We start from the raw sequence: 21,731 nt of genomic DNA, 5'->3' as shown, positions 1-21,731 counted from the left end.
GTCGGAATGGCCACCCAATGTTGGGTGGCCATTTCGCATTTACGGGCACATTTCCCGGGAAGGCCAGTCATGTCGACGAATGACGCGAACGATCGCAAGAGCAACGAAGGACGCTCGGGCGACCGCGCGTCCGGTCGCGGGCAGTCTTCCGGAAGGGACGGGGCGTCGCCACGCGGCGACCGTCCGTTCCGTCGTGAGGGCGATGCCCGTCCTCCGCGCGACAACGACCGCCCGTTCCGTCGGGACAATGATTCGCGTCCTGCGCGTTCGGGGGATTCGCGTCCGCCGCGTGAGGGTGACCGCCCGTTCCGTCGTGACAACGATTCGCGTCCGCCGCGTTCGGGTGACTCCCGTCCATCGCGTGACGGCGACCGCCCGTTCCGTCGCGACAACGACTCGCGTCCGCCGCGTGATGGTGACCGTCCTTACCGTCGCGACAATGACTCGCGTCCGCCGCGTGATGGTGACCGCCCGGTCCGTCGCGACAACGATTCGCGTCCGCCCCGTTCGGGTGACTCCCGTCCATCGCGTGACGGTGATCGTCCTTACCGTCGCGACAATGATTCGCGTCCGCCGCGTGATGGTGACCGTCCTTACCGTCGCGACAATGACTCGCGTCCGCCGCGTGACGGTGACCGTCCTTACCGTCGCGACAATGATTCGCGTCCGCCGCGTGATGGTGACCGCTCGTTCCGTCGCGACAACGATTCACGTCCGCCCCGTTCGGGTGACTCCCGTCCATCGCGTGACGGCGACCGCCCCTACCGTCGTGACAATGACTCGCGTCCGCCGCGTGATGGCGATCGTCCTTACCATCGTGACAATGACTCGCGTCCGCCGCGTGACGGTGATCGTCCGTACCGTCGCGAGGGCGACAGTCGCGGTTTCGCCGGCGGGAATGACCGTCGTCCTTCGGGCGACCGTCGTCCCGGTGCGGGCGCACCCCGCCGCTTCGATCGTGACGACGCACGTGCCACGCGTCCGCCGCAGGACCGGCGCGAGCGGGGTCCGGAGATCCCCGAAGAGATCACGGCCTGGGATCTGCCGGGCGCGGCACGCAACGAGTTGAAGACGCTGAGCAAGGACAACGCCGAGAACGTCGCCCGCCATCTCGCGATGGCCGCGCGTCTCATCGACGAAGACCCCGCGCTCGCGCACGAGCACGCGTTGGCGGCCTCTCGGAGCGCCGGCCGTGTCGGCGTCGTCCGCGAGACGGTCGCCATCACCGCTTATGCGGTGGGGGACTTCGCCCTCGCCCTGCGAGAGCTGCGCACCCACCGTCGCATCACGGGCTCCGACGATCAGGTTCCGCTCATCGTGGACAGCGAGCGAGGAGTCGGCAAACCCGATCGCGCGCTGGAAGAGGGCCGCGCGGTGGACCGCTCGAAGCTCTCGGTCCCGGTCCGCGTGCAGCTCGCGATCGCGATGTCCGGTGCTCGTCTGGACCTCGGAGAAACGGAACGGGCGCTCCAGGAACTCGACATCCCCGAGGCCGACCCCGACCGTGCGTTCGAGTGGAGCCCCGCGCTGTTCAGCGCTCGCGCCGCGGTGCTCGAGGAGCTCGGGCGTGACGCCGAAGCGGCGGAGTGGGAACGCCGTGCACAGATCGCCTCCGACGCCCTCGACGCCGCAGCGGGCGTCGCCGACCGCGAAGTGATCGTCGTCGAGGAGATCGAACTCATCGACGACGAGGGCGGTGTGGACGTGGCATCCGGGGTCATCCCGACAGAAGACCTCGGCCTCGACGACATCGAAGACCTTGGCGACACCTCCACCTCCGCTGACGACGCCGATGTCACTGATGCTGACGCCGATGCGGTTTCTGCTGGCGCAGTGGACGTCGACGAGGCTGACGCCGACTCTGACGCTTCGACGGAGTCCTCCGCCCCCGACGAGGACGCGCGATGATCTTCGGCCGCGGCCGGACGGCGTCGACACCGCTCGACGGCATCGACGTCGTGCTCGCCGACCTCGACGGCGTCGTGTACGCGGGCCCCGGTGCCCTCCCGCACGCCGTCGACAGTCTCAACCGGGCCCAGGACGAGGGGCGCCGGCTCGGTTACATCACCAACAACGCCTCGCGCACCGACGCATCGGTCGCGGAGCACCTCTCGTCGCTCGGACTCCGCGTCGCCGCCGACGACGTCACGACGAGTCCGCAGGCGGCCATGCGGCTCATGCGTGACCTCGTGCCCGCGGGCTCGACCCTTCTCGTCATCGGCGGTGAGGGTCTCGTGGTCGAGGTCGAGAAGGCCGGCTTCGTCGTCACCCGCAGCGCCGACGACGCACCCGCGGCCGTCGTGCAGGGCTTCGCCCCCGACGTGGGATGGGCGCACCTGGCGGAGGCCGCCTACGCGCTTGCCACCCCAGTCGAAGACGGCGGCATCCCGTGGGTCGCGACGAACACCGACTGGACCATTCCGCAGGCGCGCGGCATCGCCCCGGGAAACGGGACCCTCGTGTCGGCCGTGCACACGGCGGTGGGACGCCTGGCGACGATCGCCGGCAAGCCCGAGCGTCCGATCTTCGACGAGGCGATCACCCGGACAGGGGCGCAGGCGCCGCTGTTCATCGGAGACCGACTCGACACCGACATCCAGGGAGCGCGGACCGCGGGCATGCCCTCGCTGCTCGTACTGACCGGGATCGACCGGCCGAAGCAGGTGCTCGCGGCCATTGCGTCGCAGCGTCCCGACTACATCGTCGAGGATCTGCGCCAGCTCTTCGAGCCGTATCCCGAGACGATCGTCAAGGGCGCACGCACCCGCGTGGGCGACGCGATCGTCGAGGTCGACGGTGTCGACCTGCGCATCGTCGCAGAGGGCGATCGGCAGATCGACCTTCTGCGCGCCGGAGCCGCGGTGATCTGGAACTCCGGACGCGCCATCTTCGGCTTCCGCGTGCCCGAACAGCTGTACGCCGACCCGTTCCGCCTGCGCTGACGTCGGTAGCATGGCATCCATGTCGGACAGCTCCGCCCCCGATGCCGTTCCCGAACTCGTCGACCGCCTGCGGGTGATCGAGGAGCAGCCGCTGGGAGCGCGCGCGGAGGCCTACGCCGCCGTGCAGGACGAGTTGGCGCGCCGCCTCGAATCGGCACCGACCGACACCCCGGCAGCGCGGCGGGCGTGACTCCCCGTCTCGATGCGGAGCTCGCCGCCCGAGGGCTCGCCCGCTCCCGCTCGCACGCCGCTCAGCTCGTCGTCGACGGGCTCGTGAGCGTCGACGGGCGTCCGGTCGTCAAGACGTCGGCGCAGGTCGGCGACGACAGCGTCATCGACGTGGCCGGATCCGACCATTACGTCAGTCGGGGAGCCCACAAGCTGCTCGCGGCGCTCGACGCCTTCGACATCGTCGTGGACGGTGTCGCCGCCGTAGACCTGGGCGCGTCCACGGGCGGCTTCAGCCAGGTTCTGCGCGAACGCGGCGCTCGCCCCGTCCTGGCCGTCGACGTGGGCCACGGGCAGTTGTCCACCGTCGTCGAGTCCGACCCGGACGTGGTGTCGGTCGAGGGGTATAACGTGCGGTTCATGACCGCCGCCTCTCTCGCCGCCGCGACGGGCGTCGACGAGCGACCACGCATCGTCACCGGTGACCTCTCGTTCATCTCGCTCCACCACGTTCTTCCCGCGATCGTCGAGACGATGGATCCGACCGCCGACGTCGTGCTGCTCATCAAGCCCCAGTTCGAAGTCGGCCGCACCGCGGTGAAGGGTGGGCTCGTCACCGACCCTGCTCTGCGGTCCGATGCCGTGCACGGCGTGCTGTGGGCCGCGTGGGACGTGGGCCTGCGCACCGCGGGTCTCATCGCGTCACCGATCGTCGGAACCCACGGCAACCAGGAGTACGTCGCGTGGTTCTCGACCGTCCACGGCACAGAGCCCTCACAATGGGAGAGCACCGTGACCCGACTGACCGGAAGCCGATGACCCCCAGCGATCGCCGAATCCTCCTCGTCGTCCACGCGCGCCGTGACGACACCGTCCATGCCGCCGAACGCATCATCACGGCCATCTGCGCGGCGGGTGCGACTCCCGTCGTCTCGGCCGAGGACCGCCCCGAACTCGCCGAGCGCCTCGGCCTCGAGGGAGTGGCGACCCTGGGTGTGGACGTGGGCATCGACGACGTCGAGCTCGCCATCGTCCTCGGCGGCGACGGCACCATCCTGCGCGCGGCCGAGATGGTGCGCGGAAGCACGGCCCCCATCCTCGGCATCAACATGGGGCACGTGGGATTCCTCGCCGAGATCGAACGCGACGACATGGACGACGCGGTGCGTCGGGTGATCGACCGGGACTACACGGTCGAGGAGCGCCTCGCGCTCGCCGTCAAGATCGAAGACGCCGACGACCGTGTCATCTTCGAGACGTGGGCGCTCAACGAGGCCACCGTCGAGAAGGCCAGCCGGGAGCGCATGCTCGAGGTCGTCATGGCCGTCGATGGTCGCCCGCTGTCATCGTTCGGCTGCGACGGCGTCGTCGTCGCCACCCCGACCGGCTCGACCGCCTACAACTTCTCGGCCGGCGGCCCCATCGTCTGGCCGACCGTCGAGGCGATCGCCGTCGTGCCGCTGTCGGCGCACGCGCTCTTCGCGCGTCCCCTCGTGGTGAGCCCCGAGGCCACCGTCGCGGTCGAGGTCTTGGAGCGCACGAGCGGCAGCGGCATCCTGTGGTGCGACGGTCGCCGTTCGCACGACCTGCCTCCGGGCGCGCGTGTCGTCGTGCGCCGGTCGTCCCGCCCGGTGCGGCTGGCGCGGCTGCACCCGGCCGCCTTCACCGATCGCCTCGTGCGCAAGTTCCACCTCCCCGTGACGGGTTGGCGGGGAGTGGCGGGGGGACCGTCATGATCGAAGAGATGCGCCTGCGCGATCTCGGTGTGATCGCCGACGCCACCTTGCCCATGGGACGGGGATTCACCGCCATCACGGGCGAGACCGGCGCAGGCAAGACGATGGTCGTCACCGGTCTCGGACTGCTGCTCGGCCAGCGCGCCGACTCGAGCGCCGTGCGCAAGGGCGCGGCGCAGGCGACGGTCGAGGGCGTCTGGCTCGTTCCCGAGGACGGCCCCGTGGCCTCCCGCGTGCGCGAGGCCGGCGGTGACGTCGAACCGGTGGGCGGCGGCAGCGCTGAGCTGTATCTCGGTCGCACCGTCTCGAGCGAGGGACGAGGACGCGCGACGGTCGGCGGACGCACCGCCCCGGCCGGTGTGCTCGCTGACCTCGCCGACGATCTCGTCGTCGTGCACGGGCAGTCCGACCAGCTGCGGTTGAAGTCTTCGTCGGCGCAGCGCGACGCGCTCGACCGCTTCGGCGGCGGTCCGGTGACGGCGGCCCGCACCGCCTACCGCGGCGCGTGGGACACCTGGCGCGCACTCGACGCCGAGCTGACCACCCTCACCGCCGATCGCGACGATCGCGCCCGAGAAGCCGCGCAGCTGCGAGCCGCGATCGCCGAGATCGAAGCCGCTGCCCCCGTCGAAGGCGAAGAAGACGAACTGGCTCGGCGGGCGGAGCGTCTGGCGAACGCCGAGGAACTGCGTCTGGCGGCGGTCACCGCGCACGCGGCGCTGTCGAACGACGACGGCACACCTGACGTCGTCACCCTGCTCGCCGAGGCGCGCCGAGCACTCGAACGCATCGCGGGCAGCGACGCCGCGCTCGCCGCGATCGGAGAGCAGGTCGCCGATCTCGGCTATCGCGCCACCGACGCGTCGGTGGCGCTGTCGGGGTACCTCGCCGATCTCGACGAGTCGGGTCCGCACGAGCTGTCGGCCGTGGACGAGCGAAGGGGCGTGCTCGCGGGTCTCGTTCGCGCCCACGGATCGGTGGATGCCGCGATCGCGCTGCTCGAGACGGGTTCGGCCCGTCTGGTCGAACTCGACGACGACGGTGACCGTATCGAACGCCTCAGCGCGCAGCGCGACGCGGCCGCGACAGAACTGGATGCGGCCGCCGACGACCTCAGCGCCGCGCGACGGGACGCCGCCGCGCGCCTCGGTGCCGCGGTGACCGAGGAGCTGCACGCTCTGGCGCTCCCCGACGCCCGGCTCACGGTCCAGGTCGCCCCCGCTGTTCCCGCCGGGCACGGCCGCGACGAGGTCACGATCCTGCTCGCTCCGCACCCCGGCGCGGATCCGCGAGCCGTATCGCGCGGGGCCTCGGGCGGAGAGCTCAGCCGTGTCATGCTCGCCATCGAGGTCGTCATCGCCGGAGTCGACCCGGTTCCCACGTTCGTCTTCGACGAGGTCGACGCCGGGATCGGCGGTGCCGCGGCGATCGAGGTGGGCCGCCGGCTGGCACGGCTGGCGGAGTCGTCGCAGGTCATCGCCGTCACCCACCTGGCCCAGGTCGCCGCCTTCGCCGGGAACCACCTCACCGTCGTCAAGGGCAACGACGGTGCGGTCACGGCATCCAGTGTCCGGCGACTCGACGGCGCGGAACGCGAGGCCGAGATGGCTCGCCTGCTGTCGGGCCTGAGCGACTCCGACGCCGCCCTCACCCACGCCCGGGAGCTGCTGCAAACGGGACGCTCCGTTCGGTGACGCGCGCTCGCCGCACGATCTTCACGCTGCGGTGATGCGGATGTCGGAGGGTGGTGCGAGACTCCCGAACGAGGCGGATGAGATCCGCGAGAACCATCGACCGAGCTGACTGATAGGATCGAAGCCCGTGATGCAGACTTCGGACGCGGGACATTCAGACGACAAGATCTTCACGACGAAGCACATCTTCGTCACCGGAGGAGTGGTCTCCTCCCTCGGAAAAGGCCTGACGGCGGCAAGCCTCGGCAATCTCCTCACGGCGCGAGGCCTGCACGTGGTCATGCAGAAGCTCGACCCGTACCTCAACGTCGATCCGGGAACGATGAACCCGTTCCAGCACGGCGAAGTCTTCGTGACCGATGACGGTGCCGAGACCGACCTCGACATCGGACACTACGAACGCTTCCTCGATATCGAGCTGAGCCAGGCGGCCAACGTCACCACCGGCCAGATCTACTCGCAGGTCATCGCGCGCGAGCGCCGTGGCGAGTACCTCGGCGACACGGTGCAGGTCATTCCGCACATCACCGACGAGATCAAGCGCCGCATGCGCCTGCAGGCCAGTGAGAGCCCGCAGCCCGACGTGATCATCACCGAGATCGGTGGAACGGTCGGCGACATCGAGTCGCAGCCCTTCATCGAATCGGCTCGCCAGATCCGCCACGAGCTCGGCCGCAAGAACGTCTTCTTCGTGCACGTCTCGCTCGTGCCCTTCATGGGCGCGTCGGGCGAGCAGAAGACCAAGCCCACCCAGCACTCCGTCGCGACGCTGCGCTCCATCGGCATCCAGCCCGATGCCCTGGTGCTGCGCAGCGACCGTCCCGTCACCGAGTCGAACAAGCGCAAGATCGCGCTCATGTGCGATGTCGACGAGGACGCGGTCGTCAACGCGATCGACGTGCCCAGCATCTACGACATCCCCTCGATGCTGAACGATCAGGGCCTCGACGCCTATATCGTCGACGCGCTCGACCTCGACAAGGCGGCCGACGTCGACTGGTCGCGGTGGCAGCGTGTGCTGCAGGCGGTGCACAACCCGAAGCACGAAGTCACCATCGGACTCGTCGGCAAGTACATCGACCTCCCCGACGCCTACCTGTCGGTCACCGAGGCGATCAAGGCGGGCGGCTTCGGCCAAGAGACCCACGTGACGATCACGTGGATCCCGTCCGACCTGTGCGAGACGCCCGAGGGCGCCGAGAAGGCTCTGGCGGCTGTCGACGGCATCATCGTGCCCGGCGGGTTCGGTATCCGCGGCATCGAGGGCAAGCTCGGCGCGCTGCGTTTCGCGCGCGAGCAGGGGATCCCCACCCTCGGCATCTGCCTCGGCCTGCAGTGCATGGTCATCGAGTACGCGCGCACGATGGCCGGTCTCGAGGGTGCCTCGTCCAGCGAGTTCGACCCCGACACCGTCCACCCCGTCGTGGCGACCATGGCGGAGCAGGTCGACATCCTCGAGAGCGGCGACCTCGGAGGCACGATGCGCCTGGGCCTGTACCCGGCCGCCCTCGCCGAAGGCTCGCTCGCCGCAGACCTGTACGGGCAGTCGCAGATCTCGGAGCGCCACCGTCACCGCTACGAGGTCAACAACGCCTACCGCCAGCAGCTGAGCGACGCCGGTCTGGTGTTCTCGGGCCTCAACCCCGACCTCGACCTCGTCGAGTTCGTCGAGCTGCCGCGCGAGGTGCACCCGTACTACATCGCCACCCAGGCCCACCCCGAGCTGCGCTCGCGCCCGACCGAGCCCCACCCGCTGTTCAGCGGCCTGGTCGCGGCGGCGCTCGACCGTCACCGTTCGAGCGAGCTGTTCGACGTCGAGGAGGACTGACGTGGAAGAACTGCGCGACGAATCCGTCGAGCTCGAGGTGCTCTCGAGCGAGCTCGTCTACGAGGGCGCGGTGTGGGACGTCCGCTCCGACACCGTGCGCTACGGCGACGGCGAGATGACCCGTCAGTACGTCGCCCACCCGGGAGCGGCCGCGGTGGTGGCCATCGACGACGACGGGCGCGTGGTTCTCATCCAGCAGTACCGGCACCCGATCAAGGAACGCGACTGGGAGATCCCGGCCGGGCTCCTCGACGTGGCCGGCGAACCCCCGCTCGAGACGGCGAAGCGCGAGCTGACCGAAGAAGTCGACCTCGAGGCGTCGCGGTGGCAGCACCTCGTGTCGATGCACACCACCCCCGGTGGCAACGACGAAGTCGTGCACCTCTTCCTCGCGCGGGGACTGACGACGGTCGAGACCGACTACCAGCGCGAGCACGAAGAGTCCGACATGCGCGTCGAGCGGGTGCCGCTGGCCGATGTCATCGACGGCGTACTGTCGGGGCGCCTGCGCAACGGCATCCTCGCCACCGGCGCGCTCGCCGCGGCCGAGGTGCTGCGCCGCGAGGCCGCGTCGGCCTGACGTGGAGCTCGAGCGCGCGGTCGAGACCTACCTCCGCCACGTCGCGCTCGAGCGCGGGCTCTCGGATCACACGTCCGCCGCGTACCGCCGTGACCTGACGGTGTACGTCGCCTGGCTGCGGGAGCGAGGGGTGACGACGATCGATGCCGTGACGCCGGCTCTCATCGCCGACTTCGCCGCAGAACGCGCGTCGGCGGAACCTCCTCCCGCGTCGTCGTCGCTCGCGCGCCTGCAGTCGTCGGTGCGGGGATTGCACCGTTTCCTCGTGCGTGAGGGGCGCGCCGACGACGACCCGACGGGTCGACTGCGGCCCCCGAAGGCACCCCGCCGTCTCCCCAAGGCGCTCACCATCGCCCAGGTCGACCTGCTGCTGGATGCCGCGGGTCCCGCGCCCAAGACCGAAGACGCCTCAGCGGCGGAACCGTCGGCGATCCGAGATCGGGCGCTGCTGGAGCTGCTGTACGCGACCGGCGCGCGGGTGTCGGAGATCGTGCAGCTCGACGTCGACGACACCGCGCACGGTGACCTGCTGCGGGTGCGCGGCAAGGGCGACAAGGAGCGCATCGTGCCGGTGGGCTCCTACGCGCGTGCCGCGATCGAGGCGTACCTCACGCGGGTGCGTCCGGGCTTGGCATCCCGGGGACGCGCCACACCGCGACTGTTCCTCGGGGTGCGCGGGGCGCCGCTGTCGCGACAGAGCGCCTGGCTGATCATCCAGGCCGCCGCCGAACGCGCCGAACTCACCGCGCACGTCTCGCCGCACACGCTGCGGCACTCGTTCGCGACGCACCTGCTGCAGGGTGGGGCGGACGTGCGGGTGGTGCAGGAACTGCTCGGCCATGCGTCGGTGGCCACGACGCAGATCTACACGCACGTCACGGTCGACGCGCTGCGCGACGTGTATGCCACGTCGCATCCGCGGGCGCGGTGACGCGGGCGAAATCGGCATACTGGTTCTGCCCCAGCATCCGCGCCTCGGTGCGCCCGACCTTCGAGAGCGAGCGCATGACCACCGTCGCAACGAGGGACGACCCGGGGAAGTGGTGGTTGTCACTGCTGTACATCGCCGTCGTCCTGGCGGCTGGCGTGTGGGCGGTGCTGTCGCATCCGATTGTCGACATCGTCTCATTCGTCACGACGTCGCCGTCTGAAGCGGTGCCCGGGATGCTCACGGCGGCGACCCTCGTGGGCGGCACGCTGGTCGTGGTCTGGGTATGCCTGAGGGTCCCGGCGGTGCGTCACCGGCTGCGCCCGGGGGCGGCGAGTATCGCCGCGAGCTCGGCGACCTTTCTCGCCGTGGGCTGGGGGTGGTTCGTCCTCTTCGCGTTCGCCGAGGACGGGGATGTCTGGAGCCGCATCCCTCTTGGGGTGGCCGCGTGCGCACCGGTTCTGCTCATCGCCATCGGCGCGCTGACGATCTCTCGGCCCATCCAACGCGATCACGATCGTCGAATTGCTTCTGCCGCGACCGCGCTCGCGGTGAGACGTCCGGGCCCTGAGAGACTAGAGGGATGACCGCAACGCTCGTCGCACAGGGCCTCGCCGGAGGCCACGGACACCGCACCCTGTTCGACGGCATCGACCTCACCGTCGCCCCCGGGGACGTGATCGGGGTCGTCGGGGCCAACGGTGCGGGCAAGTCCACGCTGCTGCGTCTGCTCGCCGGCGTCGACGAGCCGCAGGGCGGGGCGATCACCCTCGCGCCGGCCGACGCCTTCGTCGGTTGGCTGCCGCAGGAGCACGAACGCGTGCCCGGTGAGACCGTCGCCCAGTACATCGGCCGCCGCACCGGGTCTACCGAGGCGACACGCGAGATGGACGCCACCGCGGCCGCGCTCGGAGACCCCGATGCGGTGGGGGCCGACGACGCCTACGCCACCGCGCTCGAACGCTGGCTCGCCAGTGGCGCCGCCGATCTCGACGAGCGGATGCCGGTGGTCCTGGCAGACCTCGGCCTGCAGGTGGGACCGGATGCCGAGATGACCGGGCTCTCGGGAGGGCAGGCCGCGCGCGTGGGGCTCGCGGCGCTGCTGCTCTCGCGGTTCGACATCGCGCTGCTCGACGAACCCACCAACGATCTCGATCTCGACGGCCTCGAGCGACTGGAGACGTTCGTGAGGGGGCTGCGGGGCGGCGTGGTGCTCGTCAGCCACGATCGCGAGTTCCTCGCGCGCTCGGTCACGCGAGTGCTCGAGCTCGACCTGGCGCAGAGTTCCCACCGCGTGTACGGGGGCGGCTACGACGCCTACCTGGAGGAGCGGGCGACGGTGCGCCGACAGGCGCGGGAGAAGTACGAGGAGTACGCCGAGACGAAGGCCGACCTGGTCGGGCGGGCTCGCACCCAGCGCGAATGGTCGAGTCAGGGTGTGCGCAACGCGATGAAGAAGTCACCCGACAACGACAAGATCCGCCGCAAGGCCGCGGCCGAATCGAGCGAGAAGCAGGCGCAGAAGGTCCGACAGATGGAGAGCCGGATCGCGCGGCTCGACGAGGTCGAGGAGCCCCGCAAGGAGTGGCAGCTCGAGTTCACGATCGGGTCGGCGCCGCGGTCGAGCTCGGTCGTCTCTACGCTGTCCGCCGCGGTATTCCGGCAGGGCGACTTCACCCTCGGTCCGGTGTCGCTGCAGGTCAACGCGGGCGAGCGCATCGGCATCACCGGCCCCAACGGTGCCGGCAAATCAACGTTGCTGCGTGGCATCCTGGGTCGTCAGGCGCCCGACGAGGGCTCGGCGAGCCTCGGCGCCAGCGTCGAGATCGGCGAGGTCGACCAGGCGCGCTCGCTGTTCGTGGGGGAGCGCCCGCTCGCCGAGACCTTCGAGGGCTTCGTGCCGGAGCTCAACGCGGGCGAGGTGCGGACGCTGCTGGCGAAGTTCGGGCTCAAGGCCGATCACGTCGCCCGCCCCGTCGACCAGCTGTCACCGGGGGAACGCACGCGCGCGGGGCTGGCCCTGCTGCAGGCCCGCGGCGTCAACGTGCTCGTGCTGGACGAGCCGACCAACCACCTCGACCTGCCCGCCATCGAGCAGCTCGAGCAGGCGATGGAGTCGTACACCGGCACGCTGCTGCTCGTCACGCACGACCGGCGCATGCTCGCCGCGGTGCAGACCGACCGGCGCTGGCGCGTCGAGGCCGGGGTCGTGACCGAGCTGTAGGAAGCCCCGCATAAACGCTGATCCTGCGCGGAAACGCTCAGACAGCGCGTTTCTGTGCAGGATCAGCGTTTATGCGTGGGGAGGGCGGGGGTCAGCGCCCCTGGCGCTTCTTGTACGGCTTGGGCTCGCCCTTCACGATGGGGGCGCGGCCCTTTCCCTTCGACGCTTTGGCTTTGCCTCCGCCGGGTGCCTTCTGGCGGGGAGCCGCGGGCGGCGCGTCGGCGATGCGGTGCCGGGCCTCGGTGAGGAGCAACTGGCCCGCGGGGGTCAGCTGCGTGGGCGGGGTGCGCGACACGAGCGGCTGCCCCACCTCTTCTTCGAGCTTGTCGATCGTCGTGTACAGCGAGGCGAGGGGGATGCGGAGCTTCTCCGCCGCGCGGGGGAAGTGCAGCTCCTCGGCGAGGGCGGTGAACCGGACGAGGTGCTCGAGCTTCATGGCATCCATTCTCGCGTGTTCGGCGGCAGCCCGTTGAGTGTCCACGACGCGCCGCCCGCGCGCCGAGCCCCGCGGCGTGTTTTGGACACTCAACAGGGGGGTGGGCGGCACGGCGGCGGGGCGGGCGCGGCGCGGCGCGGCGGGTTAGGCGGCTGAGGCGAGCATACGGTCGGCGGTGCGCAGCGACAGGGCCATGATCGTCAACGCCGGGTTCGCCGCGATCGCCGACGGGAAGACCGAGTTGTCGCAGATCCAGAGGTTGGGGATCTCGTGCGAGCGACCGTCGGCGTCGACCACCCCGTCGGAGGGATCGTCCGACATGCGGCACGTGCCGATGGTGTGCGCCGAGCGGGCCAGCACCATCGTCTCGCGAGCTCCCGCAGCCTGCATCACCCGCAGCATGAACGCGGTGGCGTGGCGGTCGATCGCTTTCTCGTTCTCGCCCGCGGTGAACGTCACCCGAGCGCGAGGGATGCCGAACTCATCGGTCTCGTCGACCAGCTCGAGCCGGTTGTCGTCGGACGGCAGGCACTCGGCGTTGATGCCGATGCCGGCCATGAAGCGCGCCTGGTCGAGCCGCTGCATGAGTTCGGGGCCCCACAGGCCGCCCCCGCGGGTGAGCGTGGTGGCGAACGTGAGCGGCATGACGCCGAGGCTCTGCACGAGGTAGCCGCCGGCGAAGTCCGCGTCGGTGGGACGCATCATGTCTTCGCTGATGAGCGACGACGGGTACCCGCGGTGCCCGCGCACCGGCTCGTCGAACCGGCCCCACACCTGCGTTGCCCCGTGGGCGAGGAAGTTCCGGCCGACCTGGCCGTTGTCGTTCGCCAGACCCGTGTGCAGCAGCAGCCGGGGCGTTTCGACCCCACCTCCGGCCAACACGAGGGTCCGACAGCGCTGGCGTCGGTCGACGCCGTCCTTGCGGTAGACGACCGCCTCGACATGACCGCGGGCGTCGAGCTCGATCCCGTGCACCATCGCCTCGCTGCGGATCTCGGCCCCGGCGGCGACCGCCGCGGGCAGATACGTGTTGGCGGTGGAGGCCTTGGCATCCGTCCGGCATCCCTGGTGGCACTCGCCGCAGTTGATGCACGCGCCGCGCTCGCCGTGGTGATCCTGCAGGCGCGCCCGGGTGAGGACGGCCGCCGGCGCGTCGGCCCAGCGGATGCCCAGGGCGTCGCAGCCCTTCGCCACGAGGTTCGCCGGCGCGTTGCGTTTCGCCGGCGCGTAGGCGTATCGACGGCTGGGGTCCCACGGGTACGGCGTGGGGCCGGAGACGCCGATGTCGCCCTCGACGCGCTCGACGTAGCTCAGCAGCTCGTCGGGGTCGACGGGCCAGTCGCGGCCCTGACCCGACTCGGTGCGGAGTTTCAGGTCACGGCGGTCCGGGCGGGGCGTGAACGCCCCCCAGTGCAGCATCGAGCCGCCGACGCCGCGCCCGCTGTTGTTGGGTCCGAACGCGGTGGGGTCGTCGCCGCCGCTGAGGCGCTCGGACATCCAGTTGATCTCGACGGCCTCGGTCTCATCGGGGGTCAGGTCGTCGAGCGAGAAGTGGCGTCCGGCCTCCAGCGCCACGACGCTGAGGCCCTTGCCCGCCAACTCCGCCGTCAGGGGCGCGCCGCCGGCGCCCGTGCCGATGACGACGACGTCGACGATCTCGTCGTCGGTGAAGGTGCGCATCTGCTCGAGGTTCATGCTGCGTCTCCCGCCGCGATCGAGCCGCCGACACCGGCGGGCTCCCAGTCTTCTCGGCGTCCCAGCCGCAGTTCCACGTAGCCGCGCATCGGACTGCCGCCGGTGGCGAACCCGTCGTACCCGACGCGCGCCATGCTCGCCGGGTGGGCCAGCCACTGGCGCACGAGGTCGTTGCGGGCGTCCTCGAGCCACGCCGTCAGCTGAGCGGCGTCGAAGGAGCCCGTCGCCTCCGTCGTTCCCTCGATCGCGGCGCGCACAACGTCCTCGCGCGCAACGGGGTCGGTCGGCCACACGGATGCCAGGGTGTCGAGCCCCGCTCGATACGCCTCGGGGTCGGGTGGCAGGTCGGCGTTCCGCCACCCGTCACCCTCACCGCGCGCGAGTTGCGCGTCGACGCGGGCGGCGAGGTCGATCGCGGGTCCCTCCTGCGGGACGACGATGTCGGCGATCTCACGGAGCAGCATGAGTTGTGCGACGTCGAGCACTTCGGGGGCGTAACCGCGGTCGTCGGGAACCGCGCGACGGTTCAGGATGCCGCGCACGCGGGCATCCACGCGGTCGCCGGCGATGAGGGTCGCCCACTCTGCGGGGACGACGGGGCCGAGCAGCGCCTCGTCGGTCGCGAACCGTGCGATCGCGTCGGCCGCTTCGGGTGCGCGCTCCAGGGGGATCATGTGCCCCGTGTCGTCGAGGAGGACGAACCGCGCGCGCGGGTACACCGCGGCGAGCAGACCCGGCTGCGCCGCGGCTCCGAGGTCGGCATCGTCGGTGCCCGCGAGCACGAGCGCCGGGAGGTCGAGGGTGCCGACTTCGGCGGTCGCGTCGATGCGGCTGCCCGTCTCGAGCCACGCGCGCCACGCGGTGGGAGAGGTGCGCCCGAGATCGGCGAGGGCGAGGCGGCGAGCCTCGGGATCGAGCGGCTCGGCGGTGTTCTGCTCGAGGAAGCTCTCGGCATCCGTCTCGGAGATCGCGCCGTCGGACACCCACGACAGCATCAGCTCGCGACGCTCTTCGTCCATCGGCTCGGGACGCGGGGGCGACGGAGCCATCAGCACCATGCCGCTCAGCCCGACCAGGGGGGCGTCTCCGCGCAGGATCCGGGAGGCCACGAGTGCGGCGATCTTGCCGCCCATGCTGTGGCCGCCCAGCATCCAGCGGCCGCGCGCGTGTGCCGCGAGGTGGCGGACGACGTGGGCGACGGTGGCGTCGAGCGAGGAGTCCGCGGCCGCGGCCGCCGAGCCGAAGCCGGGGAGGTCGATGCCCTCGACACGCACCCGGCCCGAGAGCTGGGCGGCGACGCGATCGAACGAGTCGGCGCTCGCGCCGAGCGCGTGCAGCATGTACAGGGTGACAGGCGCCTCGCGCGGGGCGACGGCGTTCTCGGAGGGCATGTCTTCACGCTCGCTTACCGCGGGGGTGCGGAAGGGTCGGTTGCGGATCGGGATGTTTTGCGCAAGGGCACCGCGAGCCTCGCGGCGGTGGCGGCGGGATGCGGGCCGAACTCCTGAGAAACCGGCGCCACCGGGCGGGTGAAGGGCGCGCGGCATCGGCGGAGGTGGAGAAGTCAGGAGTTCGGCCCGGGGCGGGGCCGGGCGCGAGGCGGGCCGGTCAGGGCGTGACCATGCCGCCGTTCACGTTCAACGTCTCGCCCGAGACGTAGCTGGACTCCGCCGATGCCAGGAACACGAACGCCGGGGCGATCTCAGCGGGCTGTCCCGCGCGCTGGTAGGTGCTCTCGTCGTCGAAGTGCTCCATCTGGTCGTCGGAGACGCCCTGGCTCACCTGCAGCGCCGACCACGTGGGACCGGGGGCGACGACGTTGACGCGGATGCCGCGGGGGGCGAGCTGCTGGGCGAGACCCTTCGACAGGTTGTTGATCGCCGCCTTGGTGGCGGCGTAGTCGAGGCGGTCGGGGGCGGGGACGTAGGCCTCGAGGGACGCGGTGTTGATGATCGTGCCGCCCTCGGGAAGGTGCGCGAGCGCGGCCTTGGTGATCCAGAACGGGGCGAAGACGTTCGTGCGGAACGTCTGCTCGAACTGCTCGTCGGACAGGTCGTCGACCTTGTCGACCATCACCTGCTTGCCCGCGTTGTTCACCAGGATGTCGAGGCCACCGAGCGCCTCGGCGGCCTGGGCGACGAGCTCACGGCACGCGCTCGGATCGGAGATGTCGATCGCGATCGAGACGCCCGTGCGCCCGGCATCCCGGATCTGCTGCAGGATGTGGTCGGCGTCGCGCTGCTCGGCGGGCAGGTGAACGATCGCGACATCAGCGCCCTCGCGGGCGAACGCGATCGCCACGGCCCCGCCGATGCCGGAATCGCCGCCCGTGATGAGTGCCTTGCGTCCGACCAGGCGGCCCAGGCCGCGGTAGGTCTTCTCGCCGAGGTCGGGCACGGGGGTCATGTCTGCCTGCACGCCGGGCTCGGGCTGATGCTGAACGGGCGGCTCGACGCGGGCGTAGCGGGTGACCGGGTTGTCGAAGGTGAACTGGTCGCGAGCGGAAGTCATGGCCCGACGGTACGCACCGGCCCCCGTGTCGGCCGGGGGCCTTGACGGAATTGCGGATGCCGCGCACGCCACGCTTCACCCGGGGCGCCGCCGCCCTCGCCCGCCGGTGACGGCGCGGGGGATCCCTAGCGTCGACGGGTGACCGCCCCCGCGCCCCGCCGTGTCCTGCACCTCGTCGACCGGGTGACGGGAGGTGTCCCCGTCGCGGTGCGGACCTACGTCGCGAACTCCCCGGCCGGTGTCGACCACGTCATCGCCGCGCCGTTCTCGGACGGCGCCCCCGCCGCCGTGTGGGAAGGAACCACGGCCAGTCATCGGGAGTGGGACACGGCATCGATGTGTCGGGCGGTTCTCGGGCTGCGGCACCTGCTGCGCACCGCGTCGTTCGACGTGGTGCACGCGCACTCGACCTTTCCGGGTGCGTACCTCCGGCTGTGGGGAGCACCGCACCGCGCCCGCGTCGTCTACACCCCCCACTGCTACGCCTTCGTGCGCACCGACGTCGCCCCACCGGTGCGCGCGGCCTTCCGCGCCGTCGAGACGCTGCTGCGCGGGCGCGCCACCATCGTGGCCGCGTGCGGCCCGGGGGAGAGCGCCGAGGCTCTCGGCCTGGGTGTCGCGCCGGAGCGCATCGTCACGGTCCCGAACGTCTCGTCGCTTCCCGACGCCGCCGCGCCGATCGCCGCTCGGCGCCCGTGGACGGGGGAAGCGGCGCTGCGCGTGGGCATGCTGGGACGCTGGGCGGCCCAGAAGGACCCCGACTACTTCCGCGCGCGGGTGCAGGAGCTGCGCGCGGCGCTCGCCGAACCGGTGGAGGCCCGGTGGATCGGCAGCGCCGACGGGGGAGCCGCCGCCGCGGTGCACGACGAGCCGCGGGTGCACGTGACCGGATGGCTCCCCGCGACCCAGGTCGGTGCGCAGCTGAGAGAGCTCGACCTCTACCTGCACACCGCCGCGTGGGAGGGATTCCCGATCGCGCTGCTCGATGCCCACGCGGTAGGGGCGCCGATCCTCGCGCGCGCCATTCCCGCCTTGCCCGGGCTTGCGCCCGCGTTGACGATCGAGCAGGGTCTCGGCGGCTTCGTGGATGCCATTCGCGCCGGCCGGCTCGGGGCGTGGAGCGACGCGAATCACGCGGCGTGGAGCGCCTACCTCGGGGACCGCACCGCGCGGGCGCAGCGGGTGGCGCTGGAGCGCGCGTGGTTCGGCGAGGTGGCCGACGGCGGGTCTCGCTGAGGGGCTGACGGCGGGCGCGCCCGAGTAACCGCGCCGGTCAGGGGCGGAGCTCGGCGCGCACCTCCGCCACGATCGCGGCCACGCGCGCCGCGGAGTCGGCCCACGAGTACAGGCTTTCGTTCAGGCGACCGCGACGGGAGAGCTCGGCCCGCAGCGCGGGGTCGCCGTCGAGGCGCTCGATCCCCCGGCGGATGTCGTCGGGGTCGCTCGGGTCGACCCACAGGGCGGAGTCGCCGAGCACGGTGGGAAGAGAGGCCGCCCGCGCGGCGAGCACCGGCGTACCCATGCGCTGCGCCTCGAGCGGCGGGATCCCGAAGCCCTCGTAGAGCGACGGGAAGGCGAAGGCCGTCGCGCCGCGGTACAGGCGCGCGAGCTCGTCGTCGTCGACGCGACCGAGGAAGCGCACCCGGTCGCCGGCGGTGGCGCTCATCGACGCGTGGAAGGCCTTCGCCTGGTTGCCGACGATAAGCAGGCGGCGTATCTGCCGCAGATCGGCCCGGTCGAAGGCCGTGAGCAGGGCGTCGAAGTTCTTGTGACGGTTCGGTGAGGACACCGCGAGCAGGTACGGGGACCCCTCGTCGTGCGCGGGCCCGTCGGTGGGGAAGTCGCTCGAGACGGCGTTGGCGACCACGCGGAGCTTGTCGGCCGGCACTCGATAATGCAGGGCGATCTCGCGCGCCGAGAACCCGCTCACGGTGATGACGCGGGCGCTCGAGCGCAGCAGGGGCGGGATCAAGGCGCGGTAGAGCAGGCGGAACGATCGCGCGAAGCTCTCGGGATGACGCACGTAGGTGATGTCGTGGTGCGCGACGATCTGCGGCCGATAGCGCACCGGTCCGGTCGTGGCCAGGCCGAGCAGCAGCGGAGTGCCCGATCGGCGGAGGTGCGCGGGCAGATCGATCTGCTCCCAGAGGTGACCGCCGCGGCGTCCGACCTGTCGGATCTCGACGCCCAGGTCGGCGTCGAGGAGACGACCCGGTGGGGCGACGACCACGAGGTCGGTGAGGGGGGCGAGCTCGCGGACGATCTCGCGGGCGAATCGTTGGACCCCCGTCGTGGGGTGGGTGAGGAAACGGCCGTTGACGACGAGCGGGGTGTCGGAAGCAGACATGCGGGAGGGCTCCGGAGTGAGACGGCGGTGAGCGGGGAGGGCGGGCACACACGGTGCGACGACGTCTCAGCTTCGGCGCCGCGCTCGCCGCGGTTCGCGCGCCCCGAAAGGTGAGCACCCGGGTGAAGCGCGGGCCGCGCCCGGTTCGTCGGCGGAGGGGGATACGCGCGGCGGCGGTGCTCACCGTTCGTTCACGCTGCTCCTCACCCCTCGACGCCGGGCGCGTCGTCACCCGCGCGCGCGGAGCCATTCGCGCAGGCCCCGCACCACGCGCCGGCGGCGCGCCCGGTCGGGGTCGTCGGTGGCCTCACCCGCGCGGCGGGCCGAGGCGAGCGCGATGTCGTCGGGCGGCCAGACGAAGCGCAGCAGCAGACGCGCCCGCGTCGTCGGGGGCTCGCCCCGAAGCGCCGCCCAGTAGGCGCGGGCCCGGCTGGACTCGGCGCGCCAGGCCCAGTCGCGCGGGACGCCGTGGTCGCCGTCGAGCGACCCCGAGGGAGCCAGGGGGGCGAGCTCGTCGCGCAGCACGCCGACCGCGCCGAGCTCGCGCGCGCGATCGAGGGAACCGGGTGCCCGGGCGAGCAGCAGGGCGGCCGTGTCGGACGTCGCCCGCGTGCGCGGTCCCGCCCCGATGACGGGGCGCACGGCGTGCACGGCGGCGAGGACGGCGTGCGTGTCGGCGCGCGGCACCCGGATCTCGACGCCGGCGAAGCGCATCGGCTCGGCGTCGCGGAGCACGATCGCGAGAGCGTCGGCGTCGGCGAGGGTGAGCCCGGGGAAGCGGCGATGCACGTCGATCTCGCAGCCCCAGCCGTGTGGCGTCATGGTGGCGGTGTGGTGCACCGAGGTGCCGCGCCACGGATCGGGCTCGCGCGACCACCCCCACGGCTCGAGGGCCGCGGCCAGGATGTCGCCCTGCGCCGGGTCGCACCACACGTCGACGTCGCCGGAGTGCTCGCGCTCGCGCAACCCCTGGAGGAAGAGCGCCGGGCCCTTCGTGAACACGCAGGGGATGCCGTGCTGCGCGGCCACGCGGGCTGTCAGGGCGTAGACGAGCTCGTGCAGCGGCGACGACAGCGTCGGCGGGTCGAGCCGGAGCACTCGCGCGGGGTGGGAGGGATCGCGGGAGACGAGGCCCGCGACGCTCATCTGGGCCAGCATCTCGCGCTCCCCCGGCTCGAGATCGCCGTCGCCGACGGGGGCCCGCTCGATCAGTCGACGCCAGAGGGCGGCGCCCGCGCCCACCAGGCACAGGGCATCACCGGGGTCGGTCGGGACCATCAGGATCTCGGCACCGGCGTCGAACAGGGCCGACCCCCGCACGTCGAGGGCGCCGTGGGCGATCGCGAACCACCCGTCGGCGGGCGGGGAAGAACTCATGCATCGCTCCCGGGTGGGTGGTGGGCGATCTCTCACTCTTCCGCGTGCCGCGGCGCGCGCGGATCGATGTGCGCCCTCCGCCGTCGGACGGCGACGAGAAGTTCGTCCGCGACATCACCCGCGACGCGCGTTCCCTAGCCACGGCACGTGCGCGAGGCGCGTCGACTCAGCGCACGCCGCCCCGGTCCACCAGACGCGTCGGAACCAGGTGCGTGTGCGGCCCGGTCGCGGGAGAGGCCCTGCGGGCGAGGAGCGTCTCGGCCGCGCGCGTGCCGAGGTCTGCCACGTCGTAGTCGACGATCCGTATGCGCCGGGGGAGCAGACGTGAGAGTTCGAAGTCGTCGAAGCCGGCGATGGCGACGTCTGCTCCGCGGGGCAGGATGGCCTCGAGCGCGCCGATGGTGACGCGGTTGTTCGCGCAGAACACGGCCGTGGGCGGATCGTCGAGGTCGAGCAGGCGCTGCATCGCCTCGCGGGCGACCGCCGGGGTGTGGAGGCCGTCGACGACCATCGCGGGATCGGGCTCGCGTCCCGCGGCGCGGAAGGCTTCGTGGACCCCCGCCCAGCGCTCGGCCATCGTATAGATCCCGCGGGCGTCCATCAGGACGGCGATGCGACGGTGTCCGGCCTCGAGCAGTTCGGCGACGGCGGCGCGCGCCCCGCCGCGGTTGTCGAGCAGGATCGCGTCGGCGGGCACACCGCTGCCGGGACGGTCGAGGAAGACGACCGGAGTGCCGAGCTCGACCTCGCGCCGCAGATAGGAGTGGTCGTCGGCCGTGGGCACGACGATGAGTCCGCCGACCTGACGCTGGCACAGGTCGAGGGCGAGGGTGCGCTCGGTGTCGGCGTCCTCTTCGCTGGAGGCCATGACCAGGTGCATGCGTTCGCGGGCCGCGACGGTCGAGACGGCGGCGGCGACGGCCATGTAGAAGGTGTTCGACAGGTCGGCCGCGATGAAGCCCACGGTGTCGCGGTTGCCGGAGCGCAGGCTCGCGGCGAGGGCGTTGCGGTGGTAGCCGAGACGCGCGACGGCCGACTGAACCCGCTCGGTCATCGCGGGGTCGACGTTCGGTTCGCCGTTGATGACGCGCGAGACGGTCTTGAGACTCACGCCCGCGTCGGCGGCCACGTCGACCATCGTGGGGCGGCCGGTCTTGCGCATGAGTCTCCTCGGATGCCGTCGGGCACGGCATCCTCCGAGCATAGGGACCCGGGCAGGCCGACTTCGGGATCCGGGCGGGCCGACTTCGGGATCCGCGCGTCGG

Annotated in this window: 19 protein-coding genes; 12 read left to right on the top strand and 7 right to left on the bottom strand. The window is 71.6% G+C overall.

The window, feature by feature from the left end:
• Positions 1-1,065: 1,065 nt before the first annotated feature.
• The 11 genes from IFU19_RS16385 to IFU19_RS16335 all read left to right on the top strand — a co-directional run bounded on the left by IFU19_RS16385 (position 1,066) and on the right by IFU19_RS16335 (position 12,100).
• Positions 1,066-1,908: a hypothetical protein gene (locus IFU19_RS16385; protein WP_192040471.1), complete on the top strand. Its 843-nt coding sequence runs from the start codon at positions 1,066-1,068 to the stop codon at positions 1,906-1,908.
• Complete coding sequence (locus IFU19_RS16380; protein WP_192212225.1) at positions 1,905-2,942, top strand: HAD-IIA family hydrolase; 1,038 nt, start codon at positions 1,905-1,907, stop codon at positions 2,940-2,942. Before IFU19_RS16385 ends, IFU19_RS16380 begins: the two co-directional genes overlap by 4 nt.
• Before the next feature lie 19 nt (positions 2,943-2,961).
• The gene (locus tag IFU19_RS16375; RefSeq protein ID WP_191916418.1) at positions 2,962-3,132 is read left to right on the top strand and encodes a hypothetical protein; all 171 of its coding nucleotides are present in this window, start codon (positions 2,962-2,964) and stop codon (positions 3,130-3,132) included.
• Positions 3,129-3,929 (top strand): SAM-dependent methyltransferase, encoded by an 801-nt coding sequence (locus tag IFU19_RS16370; RefSeq protein ID WP_192212224.1) that lies wholly within the window; start codon positions 3,129-3,131, stop codon positions 3,927-3,929. The genes IFU19_RS16375 and IFU19_RS16370 overlap by 4 nt, the downstream gene beginning before the upstream one ends.
• Complete coding sequence (locus tag IFU19_RS16365) at positions 3,926-4,846, top strand: NAD kinase (RefSeq protein WP_055939285.1); 921 nt, start codon at positions 3,926-3,928, stop codon at positions 4,844-4,846. Before IFU19_RS16370 ends, IFU19_RS16365 begins: the two co-directional genes overlap by 4 nt.
• The gene (recN, locus tag IFU19_RS16360) at positions 4,843-6,540 is read left to right on the top strand and encodes a DNA repair protein RecN (protein WP_055839964.1); all 1,698 of its coding nucleotides are present in this window, start codon (positions 4,843-4,845) and stop codon (positions 6,538-6,540) included. The genes IFU19_RS16365 and recN overlap by 4 nt, the downstream gene beginning before the upstream one ends.
• Before the next feature lie 130 nt (positions 6,541-6,670).
• On the top strand, positions 6,671-8,368 hold the full coding sequence (locus IFU19_RS16355) for a CTP synthase (protein ID WP_192212230.1): 1,698 nt from the start codon (positions 6,671-6,673) through the stop codon (positions 8,366-8,368).
• Between the two features lies 1 nt (position 8,369).
• Entirely contained in the window at positions 8,370-8,948 is a 579-nt protein-coding gene (locus tag IFU19_RS16350) for an NUDIX domain-containing protein (RefSeq protein ID WP_055839970.1), read from the top strand.
• Position 8,949: 1 nt separating this feature from the next.
• Positions 8,950-9,879: a site-specific tyrosine recombinase XerD gene (gene xerD, locus IFU19_RS16345; RefSeq protein ID WP_055939282.1), complete on the top strand. Its 930-nt coding sequence runs from the start codon at positions 8,950-8,952 to the stop codon at positions 9,877-9,879.
• 74 nt (positions 9,880-9,953) lie between these two features.
• The gene (locus IFU19_RS16340) at positions 9,954-10,463 is read left to right on the top strand and encodes a hypothetical protein (protein WP_192212223.1); all 510 of its coding nucleotides are present in this window, start codon (positions 9,954-9,956) and stop codon (positions 10,461-10,463) included.
• Positions 10,460-12,100 (top strand): ABC-F family ATP-binding cassette domain-containing protein, encoded by a 1,641-nt coding sequence (locus IFU19_RS16335; RefSeq protein WP_192212222.1) that lies wholly within the window; start codon positions 10,460-10,462, stop codon positions 12,098-12,100. Before IFU19_RS16340 ends, IFU19_RS16335 begins: the two co-directional genes overlap by 4 nt.
• A gap of 91 nt (positions 12,101-12,191) precedes the next feature.
• Here IFU19_RS16335 and IFU19_RS16330 read toward each other — a convergent pair whose 3' ends face one another.
• The 4 genes from IFU19_RS16330 to IFU19_RS16315 all read right to left on the bottom strand — a co-directional run bounded on the left by IFU19_RS16330 (position 12,192) and on the right by IFU19_RS16315 (position 16,742).
• Positions 12,192-12,536 (bottom strand): LysR family transcriptional regulator, encoded by a 345-nt coding sequence (locus IFU19_RS16330; protein ID WP_055839982.1) that lies wholly within the window; start codon positions 12,534-12,536, stop codon positions 12,192-12,194.
• Positions 12,537-12,680: 144 nt separating this feature from the next.
• A complete protein-coding gene (locus tag IFU19_RS16325; RefSeq protein WP_192212221.1) occupies positions 12,681-14,231 on the bottom strand; it encodes a GMC family oxidoreductase in 1,551 nt (516 codons plus the stop codon).
• Positions 14,228-15,622: an alpha/beta fold hydrolase gene (locus tag IFU19_RS16320; RefSeq protein WP_192212220.1), complete on the bottom strand. Its 1,395-nt coding sequence runs from the start codon at positions 15,620-15,622 to the stop codon at positions 14,228-14,230. The genes IFU19_RS16325 and IFU19_RS16320 overlap by 4 nt, the downstream gene beginning before the upstream one ends.
• Before the next feature lie 217 nt (positions 15,623-15,839).
• Positions 15,840-16,742, bottom strand: coding sequence for an SDR family oxidoreductase (locus IFU19_RS16315; RefSeq protein WP_055839994.1), 903 nt, complete (start codon positions 16,740-16,742; stop codon positions 15,840-15,842).
• Positions 16,743-16,880: 138 nt separating this feature from the next.
• Here IFU19_RS16315 and IFU19_RS16310 point away from each other — a divergent pair, with 138 nt between their 5' ends.
• Positions 16,881-17,978, top strand: a complete 1,098-nt coding sequence (locus tag IFU19_RS16310; RefSeq protein WP_192212219.1) for a glycosyltransferase — start codon at positions 16,881-16,883, stop codon at positions 17,976-17,978.
• 37 nt (positions 17,979-18,015) lie between these two features.
• On the opposite strand, the gene IFU19_RS16305 is transcribed toward IFU19_RS16310, so the two are convergent.
• The 3 genes from IFU19_RS16305 to IFU19_RS16295 form a co-directional block, all read right to left on the bottom strand.
• A complete protein-coding gene (locus tag IFU19_RS16305; RefSeq protein WP_192212218.1) occupies positions 18,016-19,089 on the bottom strand; it encodes a glycosyltransferase family 4 protein in 1,074 nt (357 codons plus the stop codon).
• Positions 19,090-19,317: 228 nt separating this feature from the next.
• The gene (locus IFU19_RS16300) at positions 19,318-20,466 is read right to left on the bottom strand and encodes a nucleotidyltransferase family protein (RefSeq protein ID WP_192212217.1); all 1,149 of its coding nucleotides are present in this window, start codon (positions 20,464-20,466) and stop codon (positions 19,318-19,320) included.
• Between the two features lie 166 nt (positions 20,467-20,632).
• Complete coding sequence (locus tag IFU19_RS16295; RefSeq protein WP_192212216.1) at positions 20,633-21,628, bottom strand: LacI family DNA-binding transcriptional regulator; 996 nt, start codon at positions 21,626-21,628, stop codon at positions 20,633-20,635.
• Positions 21,629-21,731: the final 103 nt, after the last annotated feature.

The sequence above is a fragment of the Microbacterium sp. CFBP 8794 genome, assembly GCF_014841235.1.
Lineage (GTDB): Bacteria > Actinomycetota > Actinomycetes > Actinomycetales > Microbacteriaceae > Microbacterium.
This window is presented reverse-complemented; position numbering and strand designations above follow the sequence as displayed.